General features: G+C 53.6%; 20 protein-coding genes. 15 read left to right on the top strand and 5 right to left on the bottom strand.

The annotated features are described in order from the left end of the window. The first annotated feature begins 345 nt into the window (after nt 1–345). The 4 genes from glyA to Dpoa2040_RS15895 all read left to right on the top strand — a co-directional run bounded on the left by glyA (nt 346) and on the right by Dpoa2040_RS15895 (nt 4,618). The gene (glyA, locus tag Dpoa2040_RS15910; RefSeq protein ID WP_168641883.1) at nt 346–1,599 is read left to right on the top strand and encodes a serine hydroxymethyltransferase; all 1,254 of its coding nucleotides are present in this window, start codon (nt 346–348) and stop codon (nt 1,597–1,599) included. A 134-nt stretch (nt 1,600–1,733) separates the two neighbouring features. After that, nucleotides 1,734–2,882: a 3-phenylpropionate MFS transporter gene (locus Dpoa2040_RS15905; protein ID WP_168641882.1), complete on the top strand. Its 1,149-nt coding sequence runs from the start codon at nt 1,734–1,736 to the stop codon at nt 2,880–2,882. 45 nt (nt 2,883–2,927) lie between these two features. Next, nucleotides 2,928–3,590, top strand: coding sequence for a DUF1007 family protein (locus Dpoa2040_RS15900; RefSeq protein WP_168641881.1), 663 nt, complete (start codon nt 2,928–2,930; stop codon nt 3,588–3,590). Beyond that, nucleotides 3,581–4,618 carry a nickel/cobalt transporter gene (locus Dpoa2040_RS15895; protein ID WP_168641880.1) on the top strand — a complete coding sequence of 346 codons (1,038 nt, stop codon included), beginning with the start codon at nt 3,581–3,583 and terminating at the stop codon, nt 4,616–4,618. The genes Dpoa2040_RS15900 and Dpoa2040_RS15895 overlap by 10 nt, the downstream gene beginning before the upstream one ends. 98 nt (nt 4,619–4,716) lie before the next feature. On the opposite strand, the gene Dpoa2040_RS15890 is transcribed toward Dpoa2040_RS15895, so the two are convergent. From Dpoa2040_RS15890 to suhB, 4 genes are all read right to left on the bottom strand, one after another. Continuing rightward, complete coding sequence (locus Dpoa2040_RS15890; protein ID WP_146411099.1) at nt 4,717–5,508, bottom strand: ABC transporter ATP-binding protein; 792 nt, start codon at nt 5,506–5,508, stop codon at nt 4,717–4,719. Then, nucleotides 5,505–6,587 carry an iron ABC transporter permease gene (locus tag Dpoa2040_RS15885; protein WP_168641879.1) on the bottom strand — a complete coding sequence of 361 codons (1,083 nt, stop codon included), beginning with the start codon at nt 6,585–6,587 and terminating at the stop codon, nt 5,505–5,507. The genes Dpoa2040_RS15890 and Dpoa2040_RS15885 overlap by 4 nt, the downstream gene beginning before the upstream one ends. 3 nt (nt 6,588–6,590) lie before the next feature. Continuing rightward, nucleotides 6,591–7,715: an ABC transporter substrate-binding protein gene (locus tag Dpoa2040_RS15880; RefSeq protein WP_168641878.1), complete on the bottom strand. Its 1,125-nt coding sequence runs from the start codon at nt 7,713–7,715 to the stop codon at nt 6,591–6,593. 163 nt (nt 7,716–7,878) lie between these two features. Then, nucleotides 7,879–8,682 (bottom strand): inositol-1-monophosphatase, encoded by an 804-nt coding sequence (gene suhB / locus Dpoa2040_RS15875; RefSeq protein ID WP_168641896.1) that lies wholly within the window; start codon nt 8,680–8,682, stop codon nt 7,879–7,881. 127 nt (nt 8,683–8,809) lie between these two features. Between suhB and trmJ the strand changes: the two genes are divergently transcribed. The 11 genes from trmJ (at nt 8,810) to sseB (ending at nt 17,687) form a co-directional block, all read left to right on the top strand. Continuing rightward, nucleotides 8,810–9,571 (top strand): tRNA (cytosine(32)/uridine(32)-2'-O)-methyltransferase TrmJ, encoded by a 762-nt coding sequence (trmJ, locus tag Dpoa2040_RS15870; RefSeq protein ID WP_168641877.1) that lies wholly within the window; start codon nt 8,810–8,812, stop codon nt 9,569–9,571. A 125-nt stretch (nt 9,572–9,696) separates the two neighbouring features. Next, nucleotides 9,697–10,191 carry a Fe-S cluster assembly transcriptional regulator IscR gene (iscR, locus tag Dpoa2040_RS15865; protein ID WP_042872112.1) on the top strand — a complete coding sequence of 165 codons (495 nt, stop codon included), beginning with the start codon at nt 9,697–9,699 and terminating at the stop codon, nt 10,189–10,191. A gap of 58 nt (nt 10,192–10,249) precedes the next feature. Beyond that, complete coding sequence (iscS, locus tag Dpoa2040_RS15860) at nt 10,250–11,464, top strand: cysteine desulfurase (protein WP_042872110.1); 1,215 nt, start codon at nt 10,250–10,252, stop codon at nt 11,462–11,464. 24 nt (nt 11,465–11,488) lie between these two features. Then, on the top strand, nt 11,489–11,875 hold the full coding sequence (iscU, locus tag Dpoa2040_RS15855) for a Fe-S cluster assembly scaffold IscU (protein WP_042872108.1): 387 nt from the start codon (nt 11,489–11,491) through the stop codon (nt 11,873–11,875). Nucleotides 11,876–11,900: 25 nt separating this feature from the next. Next, nucleotides 11,901–12,224 carry an iron-sulfur cluster assembly protein IscA gene (iscA, locus tag Dpoa2040_RS15850; protein ID WP_042872106.1) on the top strand — a complete coding sequence of 108 codons (324 nt, stop codon included), beginning with the start codon at nt 11,901–11,903 and terminating at the stop codon, nt 12,222–12,224. A 146-nt stretch (nt 12,225–12,370) separates the two neighbouring features. Next, nucleotides 12,371–12,889 carry a co-chaperone HscB gene (gene hscB / locus Dpoa2040_RS15845; protein WP_168641876.1) on the top strand — a complete coding sequence of 173 codons (519 nt, stop codon included), beginning with the start codon at nt 12,371–12,373 and terminating at the stop codon, nt 12,887–12,889. 80 nt (nt 12,890–12,969) lie between these two features. Then, a complete protein-coding gene (gene hscA, locus Dpoa2040_RS15840; RefSeq protein WP_168641875.1) occupies nt 12,970–14,820 on the top strand; it encodes a Fe-S protein assembly chaperone HscA in 1,851 nt (616 codons plus the stop codon). 1 nt (nt 14,821) lies between these two features. Further along, nucleotides 14,822–15,157 (top strand): ISC system 2Fe-2S type ferredoxin, encoded by a 336-nt coding sequence (gene fdx, locus Dpoa2040_RS15835; RefSeq protein ID WP_012768859.1) that lies wholly within the window; start codon nt 14,822–14,824, stop codon nt 15,155–15,157. 11 nt (nt 15,158–15,168) lie between these two features. Beyond that, the gene (gene iscX / locus Dpoa2040_RS15830) at nt 15,169–15,369 is read left to right on the top strand and encodes a Fe-S cluster assembly protein IscX (RefSeq protein WP_012768860.1); all 201 of its coding nucleotides are present in this window, start codon (nt 15,169–15,171) and stop codon (nt 15,367–15,369) included. 98 nt (nt 15,370–15,467) lie between these two features. Continuing rightward, on the top strand, nt 15,468–16,763 hold the full coding sequence (pepB, locus tag Dpoa2040_RS15825) for an aminopeptidase PepB (RefSeq protein ID WP_168641874.1): 1,296 nt from the start codon (nt 15,468–15,470) through the stop codon (nt 16,761–16,763). 129 nt (nt 16,764–16,892) lie between these two features. Next, nucleotides 16,893–17,687 (top strand): enhanced serine sensitivity protein SseB, encoded by a 795-nt coding sequence (sseB, locus tag Dpoa2040_RS15820; RefSeq protein WP_168641873.1) that lies wholly within the window; start codon nt 16,893–16,895, stop codon nt 17,685–17,687. 88 nt (nt 17,688–17,775) lie between these two features. On the opposite strand, the gene sseA is transcribed toward sseB, so the two are convergent. Then, entirely contained in the window at nt 17,776–18,633 is an 858-nt protein-coding gene (sseA, locus tag Dpoa2040_RS15815) for a 3-mercaptopyruvate sulfurtransferase (protein WP_168641872.1), read from the bottom strand. Nucleotides 18,634–18,727: the final 94 nt, after the last annotated feature.

Genomic DNA, 18,727 nt, shown 5'->3' with positions numbered 1-18,727 from the left:
CCAGTGTGAACGTCAGTATTGTTGGTGTCGTTAAGGTGGCATTTAAAACGGCTATTATTGAATGGGTGTTGCCCGTAAATATTTTGCGCTGTGATGTTATGGAAAGCGGTGTAGTGAGACAGAATGCCGTGCATGAAAAAAATGCAGGTGGCAGATGAGAAAAAGTCAGCCAGGACGGTAAATCCCGGCAAGATGAAAAGCCTTGTGTGGCCTGAAGCTAATCGTTTGCGTAAAAACCTCTGTCAAGCTCTATCATCGCCAGTCAAAAACGGTTTACACTATGTGCCCACGCCCCTCTGGGTGATTTTTAATAAAGAAGCAAGTTAGCTGAGTCAGGAGATGCGGATGTTAAAGCGTGAAATGAACATTGCCGATTACGATGCCGAACTATGGCAAGCAATGCAGCAAGAAGTGGTGCGTCAGGAAGAGCACATTGAACTGATTGCGTCAGAAAACTATACCAGTCCACGCGTCATGCAGGCCCAGGGGTCTCAACTGACTAATAAATACGCCGAAGGGTATCCGGGCAAACGTTACTACGGCGGTTGCGAATACGTTGATGTGGTTGAGCAACTGGCGATTGACCGCGCTAAGGAACTGTTTGGCGCCGATTATGCCAACGTGCAACCGCACTCTGGTTCTCAGGCTAACTTTGCTGTCTATACTGCGCTGTTGCAGCCGGGCGACACCATTCTGGGGATGAATCTGGCGCACGGCGGCCACCTGACTCACGGCTCTCCGGTCAACTTGTCTGGTAAATTGTATAACGTCGTGCCTTACGGCATTGATGATAGCGGCAAAATCAACTACGACGAAATGGCCGAACTGGCTCGCACTCACAAGCCGAAAATGATCGTGGGCGGTTTCTCCGCCTATTCCGGCATCGTTGACTGGGCGAAGATGCGTGAAATCGCCGACAGCATCGGCGCTTATCTGTTCGTCGACATGGCGCATGTGGCTGGTCTGGTTGCTGCTGGTGTTTACCCGAACCCGGTTCCGCACGCACATATCGTGACCACCACCACCCATAAAACGCTGGCAGGTCCGCGTGGCGGCCTGATTCTGGCCAAAGGCGGCGACGAGGATCTGTACAAAAAACTGAATTCTGCCGTGTTCCCTGGCGGACAGGGCGGCCCGTTGATGCATGTCATTGCCGGTAAAGCCGTGGCGCTGAAAGAGGCGATGGAGCCGGAGTTCAAAACGTATCAGCAGCAGGTAGCCAAAAACGCCAAAGCGATGGTGGAAGTGTTCCTGTCTCGCGGGTTCAACGTGGTATCTGGCGGTACCGATAATCACCTGTTCCTGCTGGATCTGGTCAGCAAAAATCTGACCGGTAAAGAGGCGGATGCCGCGTTGGGTCGTGCCAACATCACTGTAAATAAAAACAGCGTGCCGAACGATCCGAAGAGTCCGTTTGTGACCTCCGGTATTCGTATTGGTACGCCGGCTGCTACCCGGCGCGGCTTCAAAGAAGCAGAAGTGCGTGAGCTGGCTGGTTGGATTTGTGATGTGCTGGACAACATCAATGACGACGCCGTTATTGAGCGCGTAAAACAGAAAGTTCTGGATGTCTGCGTCCGTTTCCCGGTTTACGCCTGATAATCAGCCGGATGCGTCCGACGGGTTCGGACGTGTTGCCAACGCCAGCCTTCGGGCTGGCGTTTGTTTTTTCTCTTCCCGTTGCGTCTGTTCCTGCTCTCTGCCAGAGTAATCGACCGCAGAGGGGAAACAACATGGTTCTTCAATCCACATACTGGCTGGCGCTCGGCTATTTCACCTATTTTTTCAGTTATGGCGTTTTTTTGCCCTTTTGGGGCGGCTGGCTCAAGGGAGAAGGGTTATCTGCCGAGGCAATCGGCATTCTGCTTGGCACCGGGCTGGTGTCGAGATTCGTTGGCAACCTGTTCATTACACCGTTGGTGAACGATCCCGCCCGACTGATTACCGTACTGAGAGGATTGGCATTGCTGTCGGTGTTGACATTCGCTGGTTTCTGGCTGGGCAGTGCCTGGTTATGGCTAATGCTGGTGATGGTTGGTTTCAACCTGTTCTTCGCGCCATTGATTCCGCTTACCGATGCGCTGGCCGCGACCTGGCAAAAACAGTTCCCCCTTGATTATGGTCGGGTGAGACTCTGGGGTTCTATCGCGTTCGTGATAGGCTCCGCCCTTACCGGGCAACTGGCCACGTTCTGGGGACATCAGGCGATTTCAGCAACATTGGCGGCGGCGCTGTTATCGATGTTGCTGAGTATGGCGTTGAAACCGCATGTGATGCCTGCGTCAGCCACACGTCACCCTACGCAAACAACCGCTACGCCGTGGCTGGTCTTGCTGCGTGAGCCAGCAGTCTGGCGTTTTTTACTGTGCGTGTCTTTGCTACAGGGCGCTCATGCCGCTTATTACGGTTTCAGTGTGATTTACTGGCAACAGTCGGGGTATTCCGCCGCCGTTATCGGTTATCTTTGGTCGCTGGGGGTGGTAGCGGAAATCGTCATTTTTGCCCTGAGCAAGCGCCTGTTCGGCCATTGGCGTGCGTCCAGTTTGTTGATGTTATCCACGTTGTGCAGTGTGGTGCGCTGGAGTCTGATGGGAGCAACGGTGTCGTTGCCGTGGCTGATTGTGATGCAGATTTTGCATTGCGGCACTTTTACGGTCTGTCATCTGGCCGCTATGCGGTTTATCTCCTCACGCCACGATGCCGACGTACTGCGTTTGCAGGCGGCGTATTCGGCGCTGAGCACCGGTGGTGCTATTGCCGTGATGACGGTGGTGTCCGGTTTTCTGTTTGAGTACCTTCAGGGGGGAACCTTCTGGATGATGGCATTGCTGGTGTTGCCGGCGTTTATGCTGCGTCCGCAGGAGAGTAGCCACGCGTCATGAGTCAATCGGCGCGTTAGTAGCAGGCGAAAACGGTCAGGATAGAAAATGTTACATTATAACAATTCAAGCTTTTCATGGCGTTGGGTAAGCTGCCTGCTATTGACCATGGTAGCGGTATCCGGCCCGGCGTCGGCGCATCCGCACAGTTTTATCGATATGAAAACCACCGTGGAAGGGAAAGACGACCAGATAACCGGATTACGTATGAACTGGACTATGGACCCTATCACCTCTGCCGATTTGCTGTACGACGCAGGCAATGCCGCCAAAGATTCCGAAGTGTGGAAGAAACTGGCTGCTGACGTCATGGCGAATGTGCTGGGGCAACATTACTTTACTGATATCTACCGGGATGGAAAGCCGGTGAAATATCAGTCGCTACCAACGGAGTATCACCTTTCTCGTGCCGGTAACAAAGCGGTGCTGGAATTTGTGCTGCCGTTGGCTCACCCGCAGCCGCTGGTGGGCGCGCCGTTACTGATTTCCACTTATGATCCCACCTATTTCGTCGATATGTCCTATAACGATGACAACGCGATTCAGATCAGCGCTGCGCTGGCCTCGCGCTGTAAAACTACGCTGAAGACGCCAAAACCTGATGCGTCGCTTCAGTCTTATGCGCTGTCGTTGGATAAAAATGCTAAACCCTCTCAGGACATGGAGCTAGGAAAACAGTTCGCTCAACAGGTTACGCTGCAATGTCAGTAAACCGTTCGCTTGTCTCCCGACATTACTTGTGCTGGTGGCCGCTGGTACTGTTTTTAGTGCTGCTCGGCATGGCCGCATGGCAGGCGCTGGTCTGGTGGCCGTCGATTCTGCTGCAAAGTATTGAATGGCAGAGAATGCTGCATCAGCAGATGTCGGATTTGATGGAGCAGGTGCGAGCCAGGCCCCATCAGGCAGGCTGGACGCTGGTGATGTTCAGTTTGGTGTACGGTGTATTACATGCAATTGGTCCCGGTCACGGTAAGGTGGTGATCGCCACCTATCTGGCGACCCACCCGTCCCGGCTGAAAAGCAGCCTGCAACTGACGTTTGCCTCTGCGCTGTTGCAGGGGGGAATGGCGGTGGTGCTGGTGACCGTGGTGCTGGCGGTATTGCAGCTTTCCAGCCGGGCTTTGCACATCGGTAGTTTCTGGATGGAGAAAAGTAGCTTTGTGCTGGTGACAGTGCTAGGAGGCTGGTTGTGTCTGCGCGCATGTCGGCGCTTGCTGGCGTCACTCTTCCCTCGTGCCAGGCCACGTATCCATTCGTTAACGCCGCTTGATGCGCCAGTGTCCGGCATCCCGTTGATGTCGACAGCTATGCGCCATCACCATGAAGAACAGTGCGGTTGTGGTCATCAGCATGTACCCTCAGCGGATACGCTTAACCACAGTGATGGCTGGCGCACCCGCCTGATGATCGTGCTGGCGATGGGGCTGCGCCCCTGTTCCGGTGCGATATTGGTGTTGTTGTTCGCTAAAGTGCTGGATGTGTTTGTCTGGGGGGTGATCTCCGCTCTGACCATGGCGTTGGGGACGGCGTTTACCGTTTCGCTGTTGGGGGTAGCGGTGCTGTTTTGTCGTCGTCAACTGGAGCGGTTAAGCCGTACCAGTACCGCTTCCCGTTGGCAACCGCTGCTCTGGTCGGCCTTGTCGCTGGCGGGCGGTATGACACTGGCCTTCGCCGGCATTGTGCTTTATCTCACCACGCAACCCGATGTTATGGGCGGAATCCGACCATTGATGGGGTAAAGACAATTGTCTGGTTAATAAAAAATGTCTGGTTAATAAAAAAACGCCCCGGCCTATACATGCCGGGGGCGTTTTTAGGTTGTTACCGACAGAGAGTTTTACAGTCTTGGTTCCGTCACCAATCCGTCAATCATTACCTGTGGAATACCGCGTGAACAGCGTTCGATGCGGCCACGCACACCGTACACCTGTGCCAGATTGCCTTCGTTGATTACCTCGGCAGGCGCGCCATCGGCAATCAGTTTGCCATCTTTAAGCATCAGTACATGGTCGCCATGACGCAGCGCGATATTGATGTCATGCACGACCACTACCGTCACGATATTGCGCTTGCGGGTTTCCTGACGGACCAGATCCATGACATGGAACTGGTAATTGAGGTCGAGTGCGCTGAGCGGTTCGTCCAGCAATAACAGTGAGGGTTGACGGATCAGCGATTGTGCCAATCCGACCAACTGCTTCTGACCACCGGAGAGCTGGTCCAGATAACTCATCGCCAGATGCGAAATGCCCAGCTGTCTGAGCAGCGTCAGTACGTCGTCTTCACTGTAGATGTGGTGCAAACCGCCGGATGCTCGTTGGGCGACGATAATCGATTCCAGCACGTGAAGATGCACCCCGGCAGGCAACGATTGCGGAAGATACACCACTTTTTCCGCTCGTTTGGCAAACGGCAGCTGCATCAGGTTGACGTCATCCAACAGCAGTTCGCCTTGCGCTTGCCCCAGGCCGGCCAGGGCGCGCAGTAGCGTTGATTTACCGCTGCCGTTAGGTCCAAGCAGTACGGTGATCTTACCGCGCGGCAGCAGCGGTACCGACAGGTCGTTAATGATGGTTCGTCTGGGGTAGCCCGCAGAAAAATGGGAAATCGCCAGTCCGTTGTGACTCATACGTTCCCCCGGTTACGCAGAATGATACTGAGGAAGAAAGGAACCCCTACCAGCGAGGTCACAATCCCTACCGGAATGATGACCCCAGGCAGCAGATTTTTAGAGGCAACAGATGCCAGCGACAGCACCAGTGCGCCTGTCAGCGCGCTGGCAGGTAGATAAAAACGGTGGTCTTCGCCGAAAATTATACGGGCGATATGCGGGGCGACCAGACCGATAAAACCAATCGGCCCGACGAACGCGACCGATAGAGCCGACAGGAAACTGATGCGCAGCAACGTTGCCAGACGCAGACGACGTACGTTGATACCAAAGCTGATGGCGCGATCTTCACCTAAACGTAGCGCAGTGAGTTTCCATGAACTCATCATGGACAACGGCATCACCACAGCCAGTACTGCCAGCAAAATGCCGAGCTTTTGCCAGGATGAGCGCGCCAGGCTGCCCATGGTCCAAAATACCAGCCCTTGCAGTGTATCTTCGTTGGCGACGAACTGCAGCATCGACACCAGCGCGTTAAAGGTAAACACCAGTGCAATCCCGAACAATACCACGCCGGAGGTTGCCACCTTGGTCCAGCGAGTGATGCCGTCCAGCAGCAGTGCTGCCAGCAGCGCGAACAGGAAGGCGTTGGCCGAAATGAACCATTGCGCCGGAACGCCAGGAATACCGATCCCCAAGACAATTGCCAGCGCCGCACCAAATGCCGCGGCGGAGGAGACGCCTAACGTAAATGGGCTTGCCAGCGGGTTATTCAGGATGGTTTGCATCTCTGCGCCTGCCAACCCCAGCGCCAGACCGACCACCACTGCCATCAGTGCATACGGCAGACGGATGTCCCAGACGATGACGCGACTGCCGGCATCCGCGTTAGCGGGGTCGGTCAGCGTCTGCCACAGTACATTCAACGGCAGGCCGGAAGGGCCGAGCACAAAGTCCAACAGCAGAGAGGCGACAATCGCCACGAGCAACACCGCCATTATTACCAGCCGATGGCGGATGACGTGTCGATAATCGATTATCGCGCTGTTTTCAGCTGTGCTGACACGGCTGATAGGGGATTCGGTGGTTACACTCATAGGTTACCTGGCCAGTTTACTAGCAAACACAAAGTTGTTGTCAGGCAAGGTAGTAAAGTGGCGAACAATATAGTGGTAGGTATCGTCCGGGTTCAGATTGCTGAACTGTTTTGGATACACCGCTTTGGCCAGATACTCCATGCCGACGATGTTATACGGATGATTATAGAAATGATGGTAAACCCCATAGACCTGACCGGCTTTGATGGCGGGGACCTGATCGATGCCGGTACGGCTTAACAGCGCGTTGGCTTTTTCCTGAATATCGCTGCTGCTGGCACCATAACCGAACGGCAAAATCTTGCTGGTGCCGTTGCCGCGTTTGGAGCCGGTCATGATATAGGTATCGGGTTTTTCGCTGATCACTTTTTCCAGTGCAACAAAACCGGATGCGCCCGGCAGCAGATCAGAACCGATGTTTTTCACACCGATGGCTTCCAGCAGACCACCCCAGCCGTTGTGAGCATGGGTAAAGCAGCAGGCGTCGGAGTTGCCGGCGATAGGCTCAATGAACACGGTGGGTTTGGTCGTGATACCTGCTGTTGCTTTTTGGATGTCGCCAACGTGTTGACGGTAAAAGTCGGTATAGGCTTTGGCGTTTTCTTCGCGGTTTAATACTTTACCAAGCAAATCAACACTGGGGGCGGTGTTTTGCGCCGGGTTGATTTCATAATCTACAAATACCAACGGAATGTGCAGCGCATTCAGTTTGCTGATCACACCGTTTTCCATCAGGGAGGGTTTGGCGCGCAGTTGAGCGATCATCAGATCCGGTTTTTTAGCCAGAATACTTTCCAGCTCCACGTCGCCTTTGTCGCTAAAGCCCATGTCCAGAATGCTTTCAGATTGTGGCCATTTGCTTTTCAGCAAGTCCCAGGTGGCGGTGTCCTGTTTTTTAGGCAGATTGTTCCAGGCAACCAGACGGTGGAACGGATTATCACGATCCAGCAGCGCCATGGCCATGATATCGCGGCCATCCTGCAACACAATGCGTTGAGGTTCCTGCGTGATGGTGACGCTTTGTCCGGCGATATCAGTAATATTGAGGGGGTATTGGGTGGCGAAACTGGTGAAGGAGGTCGTCAGTGTGGTAGCCAGCAAAATATGACGCCATGATTTATTTAACATAATGCTTCCTGTCATTAACCGCTGCGTGTCGGGGATAACCCCAAAATGAACGAATGAGTCTAATAATTATTATCATATAAGATTGAGATTTCGCTCAACAGGGCTGAGTTGTAAAGAAAAATAACAATAAGGGCATGTCTGATTGACATGCCCATAGACTGGCTTAGCGCTTGAGTGCGTCGCTCAGTTGATCGCGGATGGTGGAGAGAAGGGATTTCACTACGCGTGGGTTACCCGCGACAATGTTGCCGGAAGCGAGGTAGTTATGACCGCCGACGAAGTCGGTAACGATGCCGCCGGCTTCACGTACCAGCAGTTCGCCACCGGCGAAGTCCCATGGTTTCAGGCCGATTTCAAAAAAACCATCTACGCGGCCTGCTGCCACATAGGCCAGATCAAGTGCGGCGGAACCGGTGCGGCGGAAGTCGGCACACTGACTGAACAAGGCTTCCAGTACACGCAGGTAGCTGGCGCTGTGCTGTTTGTGTTTGAACGGAAAGCCAGTCGCAAGAATTGTGCCGTCCAGATCGCGGGCATTACTGCCGCGCAGACGGTAACCATTCAACTGAGCACCCTGACCACGAGTGGCAGTAAACAGTTCGTTACGCATGGGGTCGTAGACAACGGCGACTTCGGTGCGGCCTTTGACGCGAACCGCGATGGATACAGCAAAATGAGGGAGACGTTTGAGGAAATTGGTGGTGCCATCCAGGGGATCGATAACCCATTGTACGTCCTGATCCTCGCCAACCAGCTCGCCACATTCTTCACCAATGACGGTGTGCTGCGGGTAGGCTTTGCGGATTACCTCAATAATCAGGCGTTCTGCATCGCGGTCAACGTTCGTGACAAAATCGTTACTGCCTTTTTGGCTGGCCTCAACGGCGTCAGGCGTTTCATAGTTTTTAGCTATCAGGTTGCCGCCTTTGCGCGCTGCGCGCACGGCGATGTTAAGCATCGGATGCATGGTATCGTCCACAAGAATGTTAAAGAACAGAAAACGGCGCGAAGTATAGCAGATAGCAGGAGAAAGGGAAAACAGAGAAGTTTGTGTTAACATACGTCGGTTTCCCGTTTTGTATGACAGAGTCCGCATGTTACAGAATATACGCATTGTGCTGGTGGAGACTTCACATACCGGCAATATGGGGTCAACGGCCAGAGCAATGAAAACCATGGGCCTGACTAATCTATGGCTGGTCAATCCACTGGTTAAGCCTGATTCACAAGCCATTTCGTTGTCTGCTGGCGCCAGTGATGTGATTGGCGACGCCACCATTGTTGATACGCTCGATCAGGCGCTGGAAGGCTGTGGCCTGGTCGTAGGCACCAGCGCCCGTTCCCGAACGCTACCCTGGCCGATGCTGGAGCCGCGTGAATGCGGCGTACGCAGTATTCAGGAAGCGCAACACGCGCCGGTGGCAATTGTGTTTGGCCGCGAACGAGTGGGGTTAACGAATGAGGAACTGCAAAAATGCCATTATCATGTGGCGATTCCCGCTAATCCGGAGTACAGCTCACTGAATCTGGCGATGGCGGTGCAGATCCTGTCTTATGAGCTCCGTGTCGCCTGGCTGGACAGCCAGCAGCAGGGTGAATCCGCGCATAAGGAAAGCCCTTATCCGCTGGTGGATGATCTGGAGCGTTTTTATCAACATCTGGAAGAGACGTTGCTGTATACCGGTTTCATTCGTCAGGCTCATCAGGGGCAGGTGATGAATAAGCTGCGGCGGCTGTTTACCCGCGCCCGTCCGGAAAGTCAGGAACTCAATATCTTGCGTGGCATGTTGAGCGCTATCACGAAAACAGCCTCATCAGAAAAATCACAGGATAACAAACCACAGGGTAATAGTTGAGTTATTTACTCGGTTAAATAGTTGACTAAAACACTCAGGAATGTCAGACTCATGACTGTGCTATGTATACTTGATTCATAATACTTGTCTTAATAATACATGTTTATCTTACGGATACCACTAACATGAGACTGACATCTAAAGGCCGCTACGCCGTTACCGCCATGCTTGATGTGGCGTTGCATTCAAAAGAAGGCCCGGTTCCATTGGCGGACATCTCTGAACGTCAGGGTATTTCGCTTTCTTATCTGGAACAGCTATTTTCTCGCCTGCGCAAACATGGGCTGGTTGCCAGTGTGCGTGGCCCAGGCGGCGGTTATCTGTTGGGGAAAGACTCTAGCGAAATTGCCGTCGGCTCAGTCATCTCTGCTGTGGATGAGTCTGTGGATGCCACCCGTTGTCAGGGGAAAGAAGGGTGTCAGGGCGGTGATCGTTGCCTGACTCATACGCTGTGGCGTGATTTGAGTGATCGCATCAGCGAGTTTCTCAATAACATCACCCTGGATGAACTGGTTAGCAATAAAGAAGTTCTGGACGTCGCAGATCGTCAGGATGCTGACGTGCGTCGTACTACCAACGGACGCATACAAGAAACTATTAACGTCAACTTGCGTGCCTGAAAGAAAAAAGAACGAAACGCCTTGAACGTTTTGAAGTGATGTACGGAGTTTAAGAGCAATGAAGTTACCCATTTATCTGGATTATTCCGCTACGACGCCGGTCGATCCGCGTGTGGCTGAAAAAATGATGCAGTTTCTGACCCTGGACGGCACGTTCGGCAACCCGGCCTCGCGCTCTCACCGTTTTGGCTGGCAGGCGGAGGAGGCGGTGGATATCGCCCGTAATCAGATAGCTGAATTGGTTGGCGCAGATCCGCGAGAGATCGTGTTTACTTCCGGTGCCACCGAATCGAACAATCTGGCTATCAAGGGTGCGGCGAATTTCTACCAGAAGAAAGGCAAGCACATCATCACCAGCAAGACGGAACACAAAGCCGTGCTGGATACCTGTCGCCAACTGGAGCGCGAAGGGTTTGAAGTCACTTATCTGGCGCCGCAGCGTAACGGCATCATTGATCTGAAAGAATTAGAAGCGGCTATGCGCGATGACACCATTGTGGTGTCGATTATGCATGTGAATAACGAAATCGGCGTGGTGCAGGATATCGCCACCATTGGCGAAATGTGCCGTAGCCGCGGCATTATTTTCCATGTCGATGCCACCCAGAGCGTGGGTAAATTGCCGATTGATCTTAGCCAGTTTAAAGTCGATCTGATGTCTTTCTCTGGTCACAAGATTTATGGCCCGAAAGGGATTGGCGCGCTGTATGTGCGTCGTAAACCGCGCGTACGTATCGAAGCGCAGATGCACGGCGGCGGCCACGAACGTGGTATGCGTTCCGGCACCCTGCCGGTGCATCAGATTGTAGGGATGGGTGAAGCCTACCGCATCGCCAAAGAAGAGATGGCTGAAGAAGCCGTACGTCTGCGTACCCTGCGTGATCGCCTGTGGAACGGTATTAACGATATCGAAGAAGTTTACCTGAACGGTGATTTGGACCAGGGCGCACCGAATATCCTGAACGTTAGCTTCAACTATGTGGAAGGTGAATCGCTGATCATGGCGTTGAAAGATCTGGCGGTTTCCTCTGGTTCGGCCTGTACCTCCGCCAGTCTGGAGCCTTCCTATGTGCTGCGTGCGTTGGGAATGAACGATGAACTGGCGCACAGTTCCATTCGTTTCTCACTGGGCCGCTTTACCACTGAAGAAGAAATTGACTACACCATCGATCTGGTTCGTAAATCCATTGGCCGTCTGCGCGACTTGTCCCCGCTGTGGGAAATGTTCAAACAGGGCGTGGATATCAGCAGCATCGAATGGGCGCATCATTAATTTGCAGGAATCGGGACGTATATTATGGCTTACAGCGAAAAAGTAATTGATCACTATGAAAACCCGCGTAATGTCGGCTCGTTTGATTCGTCGGATCCGAGCATCGGCAGCGGTATGGTGGGTGCGCCAGCCTGCGGCGACGTGATGAAACTGCAAATCAAGGTTAATGACCAGGGAATCATCGAAGATGCCCGTTTTAAAACCTATGGTTGCGGTTCCGCCATCGCCTCCAGTTCGCTGGTGACCGAGTGGGTGAAAGGCAAAAGTCTGAACGAGGCTGAATCCATTAAAAACACTCAGATCGCCGAAGAGTTGGAATTGCCGCCAGTGAAAATTCACTGCTCCATTCTGGCAGAAGACGCTATCAAGGCCGCCATCGCCGACTACAAGAGTAAACGTGGCGACAAATAACAGGCAGATGAAGTAGAGGTTTGCTATGTCGATTTCCCTGAGCGACAGTGCTGCGCAACGTGTAAATACTTTTATGGCCAATCGCGGCAAAGGTATCGGTTTGCGTTTGGGTGTAAGAACATCCGGTTGTTCCGGTATGGCGTATGTGCTGGAGTTTGTTGATGAATTGAACACCGATGATGTGGTGTTTGAAGACAAGGGCGTGAAGGTCATTATTGATGGCAAAAGCCTGGTTTACCTTGATGGCACCGAGTTGGATTTCGTCAAGGAAGGGCTGAACGAAGGCTTTAAATTCAATAACCCTAACGTTTCCAGCGAGTGCGGTTGCGGTGAAAGCTTTAATGTCTGATCAAGGCGTTATGTCTGATTAAGACGTTAATATCTGATCGTTGGCCGGTCTGTTGACTGGTTTCCGCTGTGTTGTGTGTTTCTGCATGGTTTATTGCGGCATATAACGCAGCGGAGGCGCACCAATTGGTGAACTCAGAGCACACTATGGATTACTTTGCTTTATTCGGGCTGCCGATTCGCTATAACGTGGATGGCAGCCTGCTTGCTTCCCGGTTTCAGGAACTGCAGCGTCAGTTTCATCCTGACCGCTTTGCCGCCAGCTCGGAACGCGAACGCGTGATGGCGCTACAACAGGCTGCGACCATCAATAATGCCTATCAGGCGCTGAAGCATCCGCTGAAACGTGCAGAGTATATGCTATCTTTGCACGGCTTCGATTTGAGCAGCGAACAGCATACTCTCCGTGATACCGCATTCCTGATGGAGCAGATGGAACTGCGTGAGGAACTGGATGAAATTGAACGTCATCCGGATGCGGAAACCGTGCTGGAGGCATTTGCGCAGCGCCTGCAGGAGATGATCCGCCAGCGTAGCGAGCAGATGCAGCGCGAGCTGGATGCGGAATCCTGGTCAGAAGCAGCGGATACGGTACGTAAACTACGTTTTTTTGATCGGCTCCGGCAGCAGGCTGAACAACTCGAAGAACAATTGCTGGAACGATAAGTAAAATTCAATCTGGCGGGACCGTTGTGGCCGTGTGGCTGATCGCATCGGTTCTGCCTGCCAATTGATGGAATCTCAATATGGCCTTATTACAAATCAGTGAGCCAGGGCTGAGTGCGGAACCGCATCAGCGCCGTCTGGCTGTCGGGATTGATCTGGGAACGACTCATTCTCTGGTCGCCACTGTTCGCAGCGGTGAGACACAGACATTGCCCGACCACAACGGGCGCCACTTGTTGCCGTCAGTTGTTCATTACACAGCAGATGGGTATACCGTTGGTTGGGAGGCTCGCCAGCAGGCAACAGCCGATCCGGTCAATACGGTTAGCTCCGTCAAGCGATTGATGGGGCGTTCGCTTTCCGATATTCGTCAACGGTATCCCCATTTACCTTATCGGCTGGAAGCCAGTGAGAACGGGCTGCCGGTGTTGCAGACCGCCAGTGGTCCGCGTAACCCGATTCAGATATCGGCTGACATTTTGTCAGCGCTGACCCGGCGTGCCGAAGAGGCGCTGAATGGGCAACCTGATGGTGTGGTGATCACCGTGCCAGCCTATTTTGATGATGCCCAGCGTCAAGGCACCAAAGATGCGGCTCGTCTGGCCGGCCTACATGTGCTGCGTCTGCTTAACGAACCGACCGCGGCAGCGATTGCCTACGGACTGGACTCTGGTCAGGAAGGCGTGATCGCGGTGTATGACTTGGGCGGCGGCACCTTTGATATTTCGATCCTGCGCCTTAGCCGCGGGGTATTCGAAGTGCTTGCTACCGGCGGCGATTCCGCGCTGGGCGGTGATGATTTCGACCATTTGTTGGTCGAGTGGATTCGTGAGCAAGCTGGGATCACTGTGCGTGATGATCATCACTTGCAGCAGGCATTGCTTGATACCGCCATCCAGACCAAGATTGCCCTGAGCGATGCGCAAAGTGTGCCGGTTTCGGTCGCGGGCTGGCAAGGCGATATTACTCGTGAGCAGTTCAACACCTTGATTGCGCCATTGGTAAAACGCACGCTGTTGTCTTGCCGTCGCTCGTTGAAAGATGCGGGTGTAGAGCTGGATGAGGTGAAAGAAGTGGTGATGGTCGGCGGCTCCACTCGCGTGCCATTAGTACGTGAGAAGGTCGGCGAATTCTTTGGCCGCACGCCATTGACTTCTATCGATCCGGACAAAGTGGTGGCTATCGGTGCAGCGATTCAGGCCGATATTCTGGTGGGCAACAAACCCGACAGTGAAATGTTGCTGCTGGATGTGATTCCGCTGTCGCTGGGCCTGGAAACCATGGGCGGGCTGGTCGAGAAAGTGATTCCGCGTAATACCACGATTCCGGTGGCGCGTGCGCAGGAGTTCACTACCTTCAAAGATGGCCAGACCGCGATGATGATCCATGTATTGCAGGGCGAGCGCGAACTGGTACAGGATTGCCGTTCGCTTGGGCGTTTCACATTGCGTGGTATTCCTGCGATGCCTGCTGGCGGCGCACATATCCGAGTGACGTTTCAGGTAGACGCAGACGGGTTGCTGAGCGTGACGGCGATGGAAAAATCCACCGGGGTGGAAGCGTCCATTCAGGTGAAGCCCTCTTATGGTCTGAGCGACGATGAAATCGCTACCATGATTACCGACTCCATGCAGAACGCCCAGAGCGACATGAGTGCCCGCAGGCTGGCTGAGAAGCGCGTGGAAGCGACGCGTGTGTTGGAAAGCCTCAACAGCGCGCTGGCGACGGATGCCACCTTACTGAGCAATGACGAGCGGGCGGAAATCGACGCTGCCTGTCTTGAGCTGCAGCAGGCCGCACAGCAAACTGACGCCTCAGCCATTGAGGCGGCAATTAAAAAATTAGATCAACAAACCCAGGAATTCGCTGCCCGCAGGATGGATGAGTCTATCCGTCGCGCGTTGGCGGGGCATTCCGTGGACGAGGTATAACATGCCCAAGATTGTTTTTCTGCCGCATCAGGACTTGTGTCCGGAAGGGGCGGTGTTGGAAGCGAATAGTGGTGAAACTATTCTGGACGTGGCACTGCGCAACGGTATTGAAATTGAACATGCCTGCGAAAAATCCTGTGCCTGTACCACTTGCCATTGCATTGTCCGGGAAGGGTTTGATTCGTTGCCGGAAAGCACTGAAGATGAAGACGACATGCTGGATAAAGCCTGGGGGCTGGAGCCGGAAAGCCGACTGGGTTGTCAGGCGCGCATTACCGATGAAGATCTGGTGGTGGAAATTCCGCGTTATACCATTAACCATGCGCGCGAGCATTGACGGAGTAACTTATGGGATTGAAGTGGACCGATAGCCGTGAAATCGGTGAGGCGTTGTACGATCTGTATCCTGATACTGACCCGAAAACCGTGCGTTTTACCGACTTGCACCGTTGGATTTGCGAGCTGGATGAGTTTGATGATGAACCTGAGGCATCAAACGAGAAAATTTTGGAAGCGATCCTGCTGGTATGGCTGGACGAAGCCGAGTAACGGAACTGATCAACGGGCTGCCTTGGGTGGCCCGTTTTCTCTTTTTTATCGTGGCGATAACGGGCTGACAATAACAAAGCCCAATCTGGAGTAGATGTATGACAACTGAAGCGATGCTGATTACCCTTTCCCATCAGCCAGCGGACACACGCTGGGGTGAGAAAGCCTCGTTAACCGCCAATGAGCAGGGATTTACCATTCATTTGTCCGGCGACAAGCCGCAGACCATTATTCAGCGTGCGGCCCGCAAAATCGACGGGCAGGGCATCAAACACGTTAAACTGGCGGGCGAAGGCTGGGATCTGGAAAACAGTTGGGCATTCTGGCAAGGGTATCGTGGGCCGAAGGGCAAGCGCACGGTGGAGTGGGCTACATTACCAGAGTCACAGCAGCAGGAGCTGGAACGCCGCCTTAAGATCGTTGACTGGGTACGCGATACCATCAATCTGCCGGCGGAAGATTTGGGTCCAGAGCAACTGGCTACCCGTGCTATCGATCTGCTGTGCAGCGTGGCGGGGGAAGCAATTTCCTATCGCATTACCAAAGGCGAAGATCTGCGTGAGCAGAATTACGCCGGCCTGCATACCGTAGGTCGCGGTTCCGAACGTTCGCCGGTATTGCTGGCACTGGATTATAACCCGACCGGCAAGGCTGATGCGCCGGTGTTGGCCTGTCTGGTTGGTAAAGGCATCACCTTTGATACCGGCGGCTACAGCCTCAAGGGCAGCAGCTTCATGGATTCCATGAAGTCTGATATGGGCGGTGCGGCGCTGGCGACCGGCGCGCTGGCGATGGCTGCGGCTCGCGGTCTGCAGCAGCGAGTGAAACTGTATCTGTGCTGTGCTGACAACATGGTCAGCGGCAATGCGTTTCGTCTGGGCGATATCATTCGCTATCGCAATGGTAAAACCGTTGAAGTCATGAATACCGATGCCGAAGGGCGTCTGGTGCTGGCCGATGGCCTGATTGACGCCTGCGAGCAGAATCCGCAGTGGATTGTTGACTGCGCGACCCTGACCGGGGCAGCTAAAACGGCGCTGGGTAATGATTACCACGCGCTGTTCAGCTTTGACGATGCAATGATTGACTCGCTGATGGACAGTGCTCGCCGCGAAGGTGAGCCGTTCTGGCGTCTGCCGTTGGAAGAGTTCCATCGCCAGCATTTGCCGTCTAACTTCGCTGAGCTAAATAACGTTGCTGGCGCGGCGCATACCGCAGGAGCCAGCTCGGCTGCGGCGTTCCTGTCTCACTTTGTGAAAAACTATCAGCAAGGTTGGCTGCATATTGACTGTTCTGCCACCTACCGCAAGTCGGCGGTGGATCAGTGGTCTGCCGGTGCAACCGGTCTTGGCGTGCGCACACTGGCCGATTTTCTGCTAAGTAAAGCGGGTTGAGTTGTCTATAGGCTGGCAAATGATGTGACAACAGGGAACAGCGGTTCCCTGTTGTCGTTATATTAATTGCTAACGTTCAGCGTCGTTGCCGTATGCAATATCAGGCAACGTTAAGCGTTGAGGAGAGTTATGGAGTTTTCACCCCACAATCGGCTGGAAGAGGTGTTAAAGCTGGCTGCATCGGAACCGGCACACCGGCCTGAGTTTTTCAGCGAACTGCTGGAGGCGACGGTGTATGTGTTGGGTCACAGCGAAGACGCGATGTCTGGCGAAAACAGCCTGCAGGCGGACAGTGAGCTGCAATTGCAGCATTGGGAAAAACCGGACGGTGATTCCGCTATCCCGTTTTTCTCTTCGCTGGAAGCATTGCAACTGGCTGTGACCAGCGAACAGGCATTTCTGGCATTACCCGCCAGAACGCTGTTCGATATCACCCGCGGCGCCACGTTGTTTTTGAACCCGAAGCTGCCGTATGGCAAAGAATTTCTGCCCCAGGAGATTGAACATGTGTTATCCGGTGAGGGTAGCGGCCTGGTACAGCAGCATATTCTGGATGGCGATACCGAACTAAAAATCGGTATTCCAACTGAGATGCCGACACAGATGATTGATTCTCTGACTCAGTTGTTCAGTAAGCACCGCAACGTCAAACGGGCGTTTCTGGCGCAGATTCAGGAGCCAGATGAAGAACAACCGCATTTGCTGATTGGTCTGGATGTGTATGGCGATGATCTGGACGAGTTGATTCAGGCTGCCGGATCGGTGGCGACCGATACTCAGCCGGATGACCGCCCGATCGATATTTGTCTGGTGAATAGCGAAGAACCCGGCATTAGCCACTTTTTAATTCGCCATACTACGCCGTTTTATGAGCGCAAATGGGGCAGTTTCCTGCGCGAGTTCAAAAATAGCGGTCAGGCATAACAGACTGTCAATAAACGTATGGTAAGTAAAAACGGCACAGGCGGGTTTGCCTTGTGCCGTTTTTTTACTGGCCCGGCGGGGCGGATAATCAACCGGTGACGACAGGTACATCATCGCGCGCGCCCCATTCGCTCCATGAACCGTCGTAGAGTGAAACCTGAGGAGCATTGAGCACAAACAGCGCCAGCATTACCACTGATGCTGTGACTCCAGAACCACAACTGGCGATAATCGGGCGTTGGATATCGACGCCGGCCTGATTGAAGATAACAGCCAGCTCATCTGCCGATTTTAGCGCGCCATTTTCAACCAGCAAGGTCCAGGGGACATTAAAACTCCCCGGAATATGGCCGCGTCGCAGCCCTGGCCGTGGCTCATCCACCTCCCCAAGAAAGCGCGGCGCAGGGCGGGCATCAACAATCTGCTCGTCACCCGTGCGACAAAGGAGCAACACCTCATCCAGCGAGCGGATAGCGCCAGCGGCAGGTGTTTTGGCGTTAAATACCTGAGCGGTCGGCGATACATTACCGTGTTCCAACGGTAACCCTTGCTGCTTCCAGCCTGCCAGACCACCACTGAGGAGAGAAATGCGCGAAGCACCCACCAGCCGTAGCATCCACCAGGCACGTGGTGCGGAAAACAAGTTGCCTTCATCGTAAATCACCAGATGCTGCTGTTCGCTCAGCCCCAGCTTGCCCAATGCATCAGCAAAGGTAGCGAGATCTGGCATCATATGCGGCAGCGAGGTCCGGTGGTCTGAGAGGGACTCGATATCAAAAAATACAGCACCTGGCAGATGCTCCGCACGATATTCGGCGGTGATATCGCGCGTATCGTTGCCTACCGGCAACATGCGGGCGTCAATCAAAGCGATATCAGCATCATGACGATGCGTATTCAACCAGGATGCGCTAACGAACAGTTCGACGGCAGATGATGTAGACATAAAATCTCTCCATGTGAGCCGATTATTCGGCTCCGAATGCGACAATATTCTTAATGCGACAATATGCGACAATGTTCTTAATGTGACCATGTAT

The organism is Dickeya sp. CFBP 2040 (assembly GCF_012273755.1).
Taxonomy (GTDB): Bacteria; Pseudomonadota; Gammaproteobacteria; order Enterobacterales; family Enterobacteriaceae; genus Dickeya; species Dickeya poaceiphila.
The sequence above is the reverse complement of the archived record's forward strand: the minus strand, read 5'-3'. Positions and strand labels throughout refer to the sequence as shown.

Coding starts and splice junctions, on each gene's coding strand:
- Dpoa2040_RS15890 (WP_146411099.1), bottom strand. CDS start 5,508: ATGAGTCACAACGGACTGGCGATTTCCCATTTTTCTGCGGGCTACCCC.
- iscX (WP_012768860.1), top strand. CDS start 15,169: ATGGGATTGAAGTGGACCGATAGCCGTGAAATCGGTGAGGCGTTGTAC.
- hscB (WP_168641876.1), top strand. CDS start 12,371: ATGGATTACTTTGCTTTATTCGGGCTGCCGATTCGCTATAACGTGGAT.
- sseA (WP_168641872.1), bottom strand. CDS start 18,633: ATGTCTACATCATCTGCCGTCGAACTGTTCGTTAGCGCATCCTGGTTG.
- iscA (WP_042872106.1), top strand. CDS start 11,901: ATGTCGATTTCCCTGAGCGACAGTGCTGCGCAACGTGTAAATACTTTT.
- hscA (WP_168641875.1), top strand. CDS start 12,970: ATGGCCTTATTACAAATCAGTGAGCCAGGGCTGAGTGCGGAACCGCAT.
- pepB (WP_168641874.1), top strand. CDS start 15,468: ATGACAACTGAAGCGATGCTGATTACCCTTTCCCATCAGCCAGCGGAC.
- iscS (WP_042872110.1), top strand. CDS start 10,250: ATGAAGTTACCCATTTATCTGGATTATTCCGCTACGACGCCGGTCGAT.
- Dpoa2040_RS15905 (WP_168641882.1), top strand. CDS start 1,734: ATGGTTCTTCAATCCACATACTGGCTGGCGCTCGGCTATTTCACCTAT.
- Dpoa2040_RS15885 (WP_168641879.1), bottom strand. CDS start 6,587: ATGAGTGTAACCACCGAATCCCCTATCAGCCGTGTCAGCACAGCTGAA.
- sseB (WP_168641873.1), top strand. CDS start 16,893: ATGGAGTTTTCACCCCACAATCGGCTGGAAGAGGTGTTAAAGCTGGCT.
- Dpoa2040_RS15880 (WP_168641878.1), bottom strand. CDS start 7,715: ATGTTAAATAAATCATGGCGTCATATTTTGCTGGCTACCACACTGACG.
- Dpoa2040_RS15900 (WP_168641881.1), top strand. CDS start 2,928: ATGTTACATTATAACAATTCAAGCTTTTCATGGCGTTGGGTAAGCTGC.
- trmJ (WP_168641877.1), top strand. CDS start 8,810: ATGTTACAGAATATACGCATTGTGCTGGTGGAGACTTCACATACCGGC.
- iscR (WP_042872112.1), top strand. CDS start 9,697: ATGAGACTGACATCTAAAGGCCGCTACGCCGTTACCGCCATGCTTGAT.
- fdx (WP_012768859.1), top strand. CDS start 14,822: ATGCCCAAGATTGTTTTTCTGCCGCATCAGGACTTGTGTCCGGAAGGG.
- Dpoa2040_RS15895 (WP_168641880.1), top strand. CDS start 3,581: ATGTCAGTAAACCGTTCGCTTGTCTCCCGACATTACTTGTGCTGGTGG.
- glyA (WP_168641883.1), top strand. CDS start 346: ATGTTAAAGCGTGAAATGAACATTGCCGATTACGATGCCGAACTATGG.
- iscU (WP_042872108.1), top strand. CDS start 11,489: ATGGCTTACAGCGAAAAAGTAATTGATCACTATGAAAACCCGCGTAAT.
- suhB (WP_168641896.1), bottom strand. CDS start 8,682: ATGCATCCGATGCTTAACATCGCCGTGCGCGCAGCGCGCAAAGGCGGC.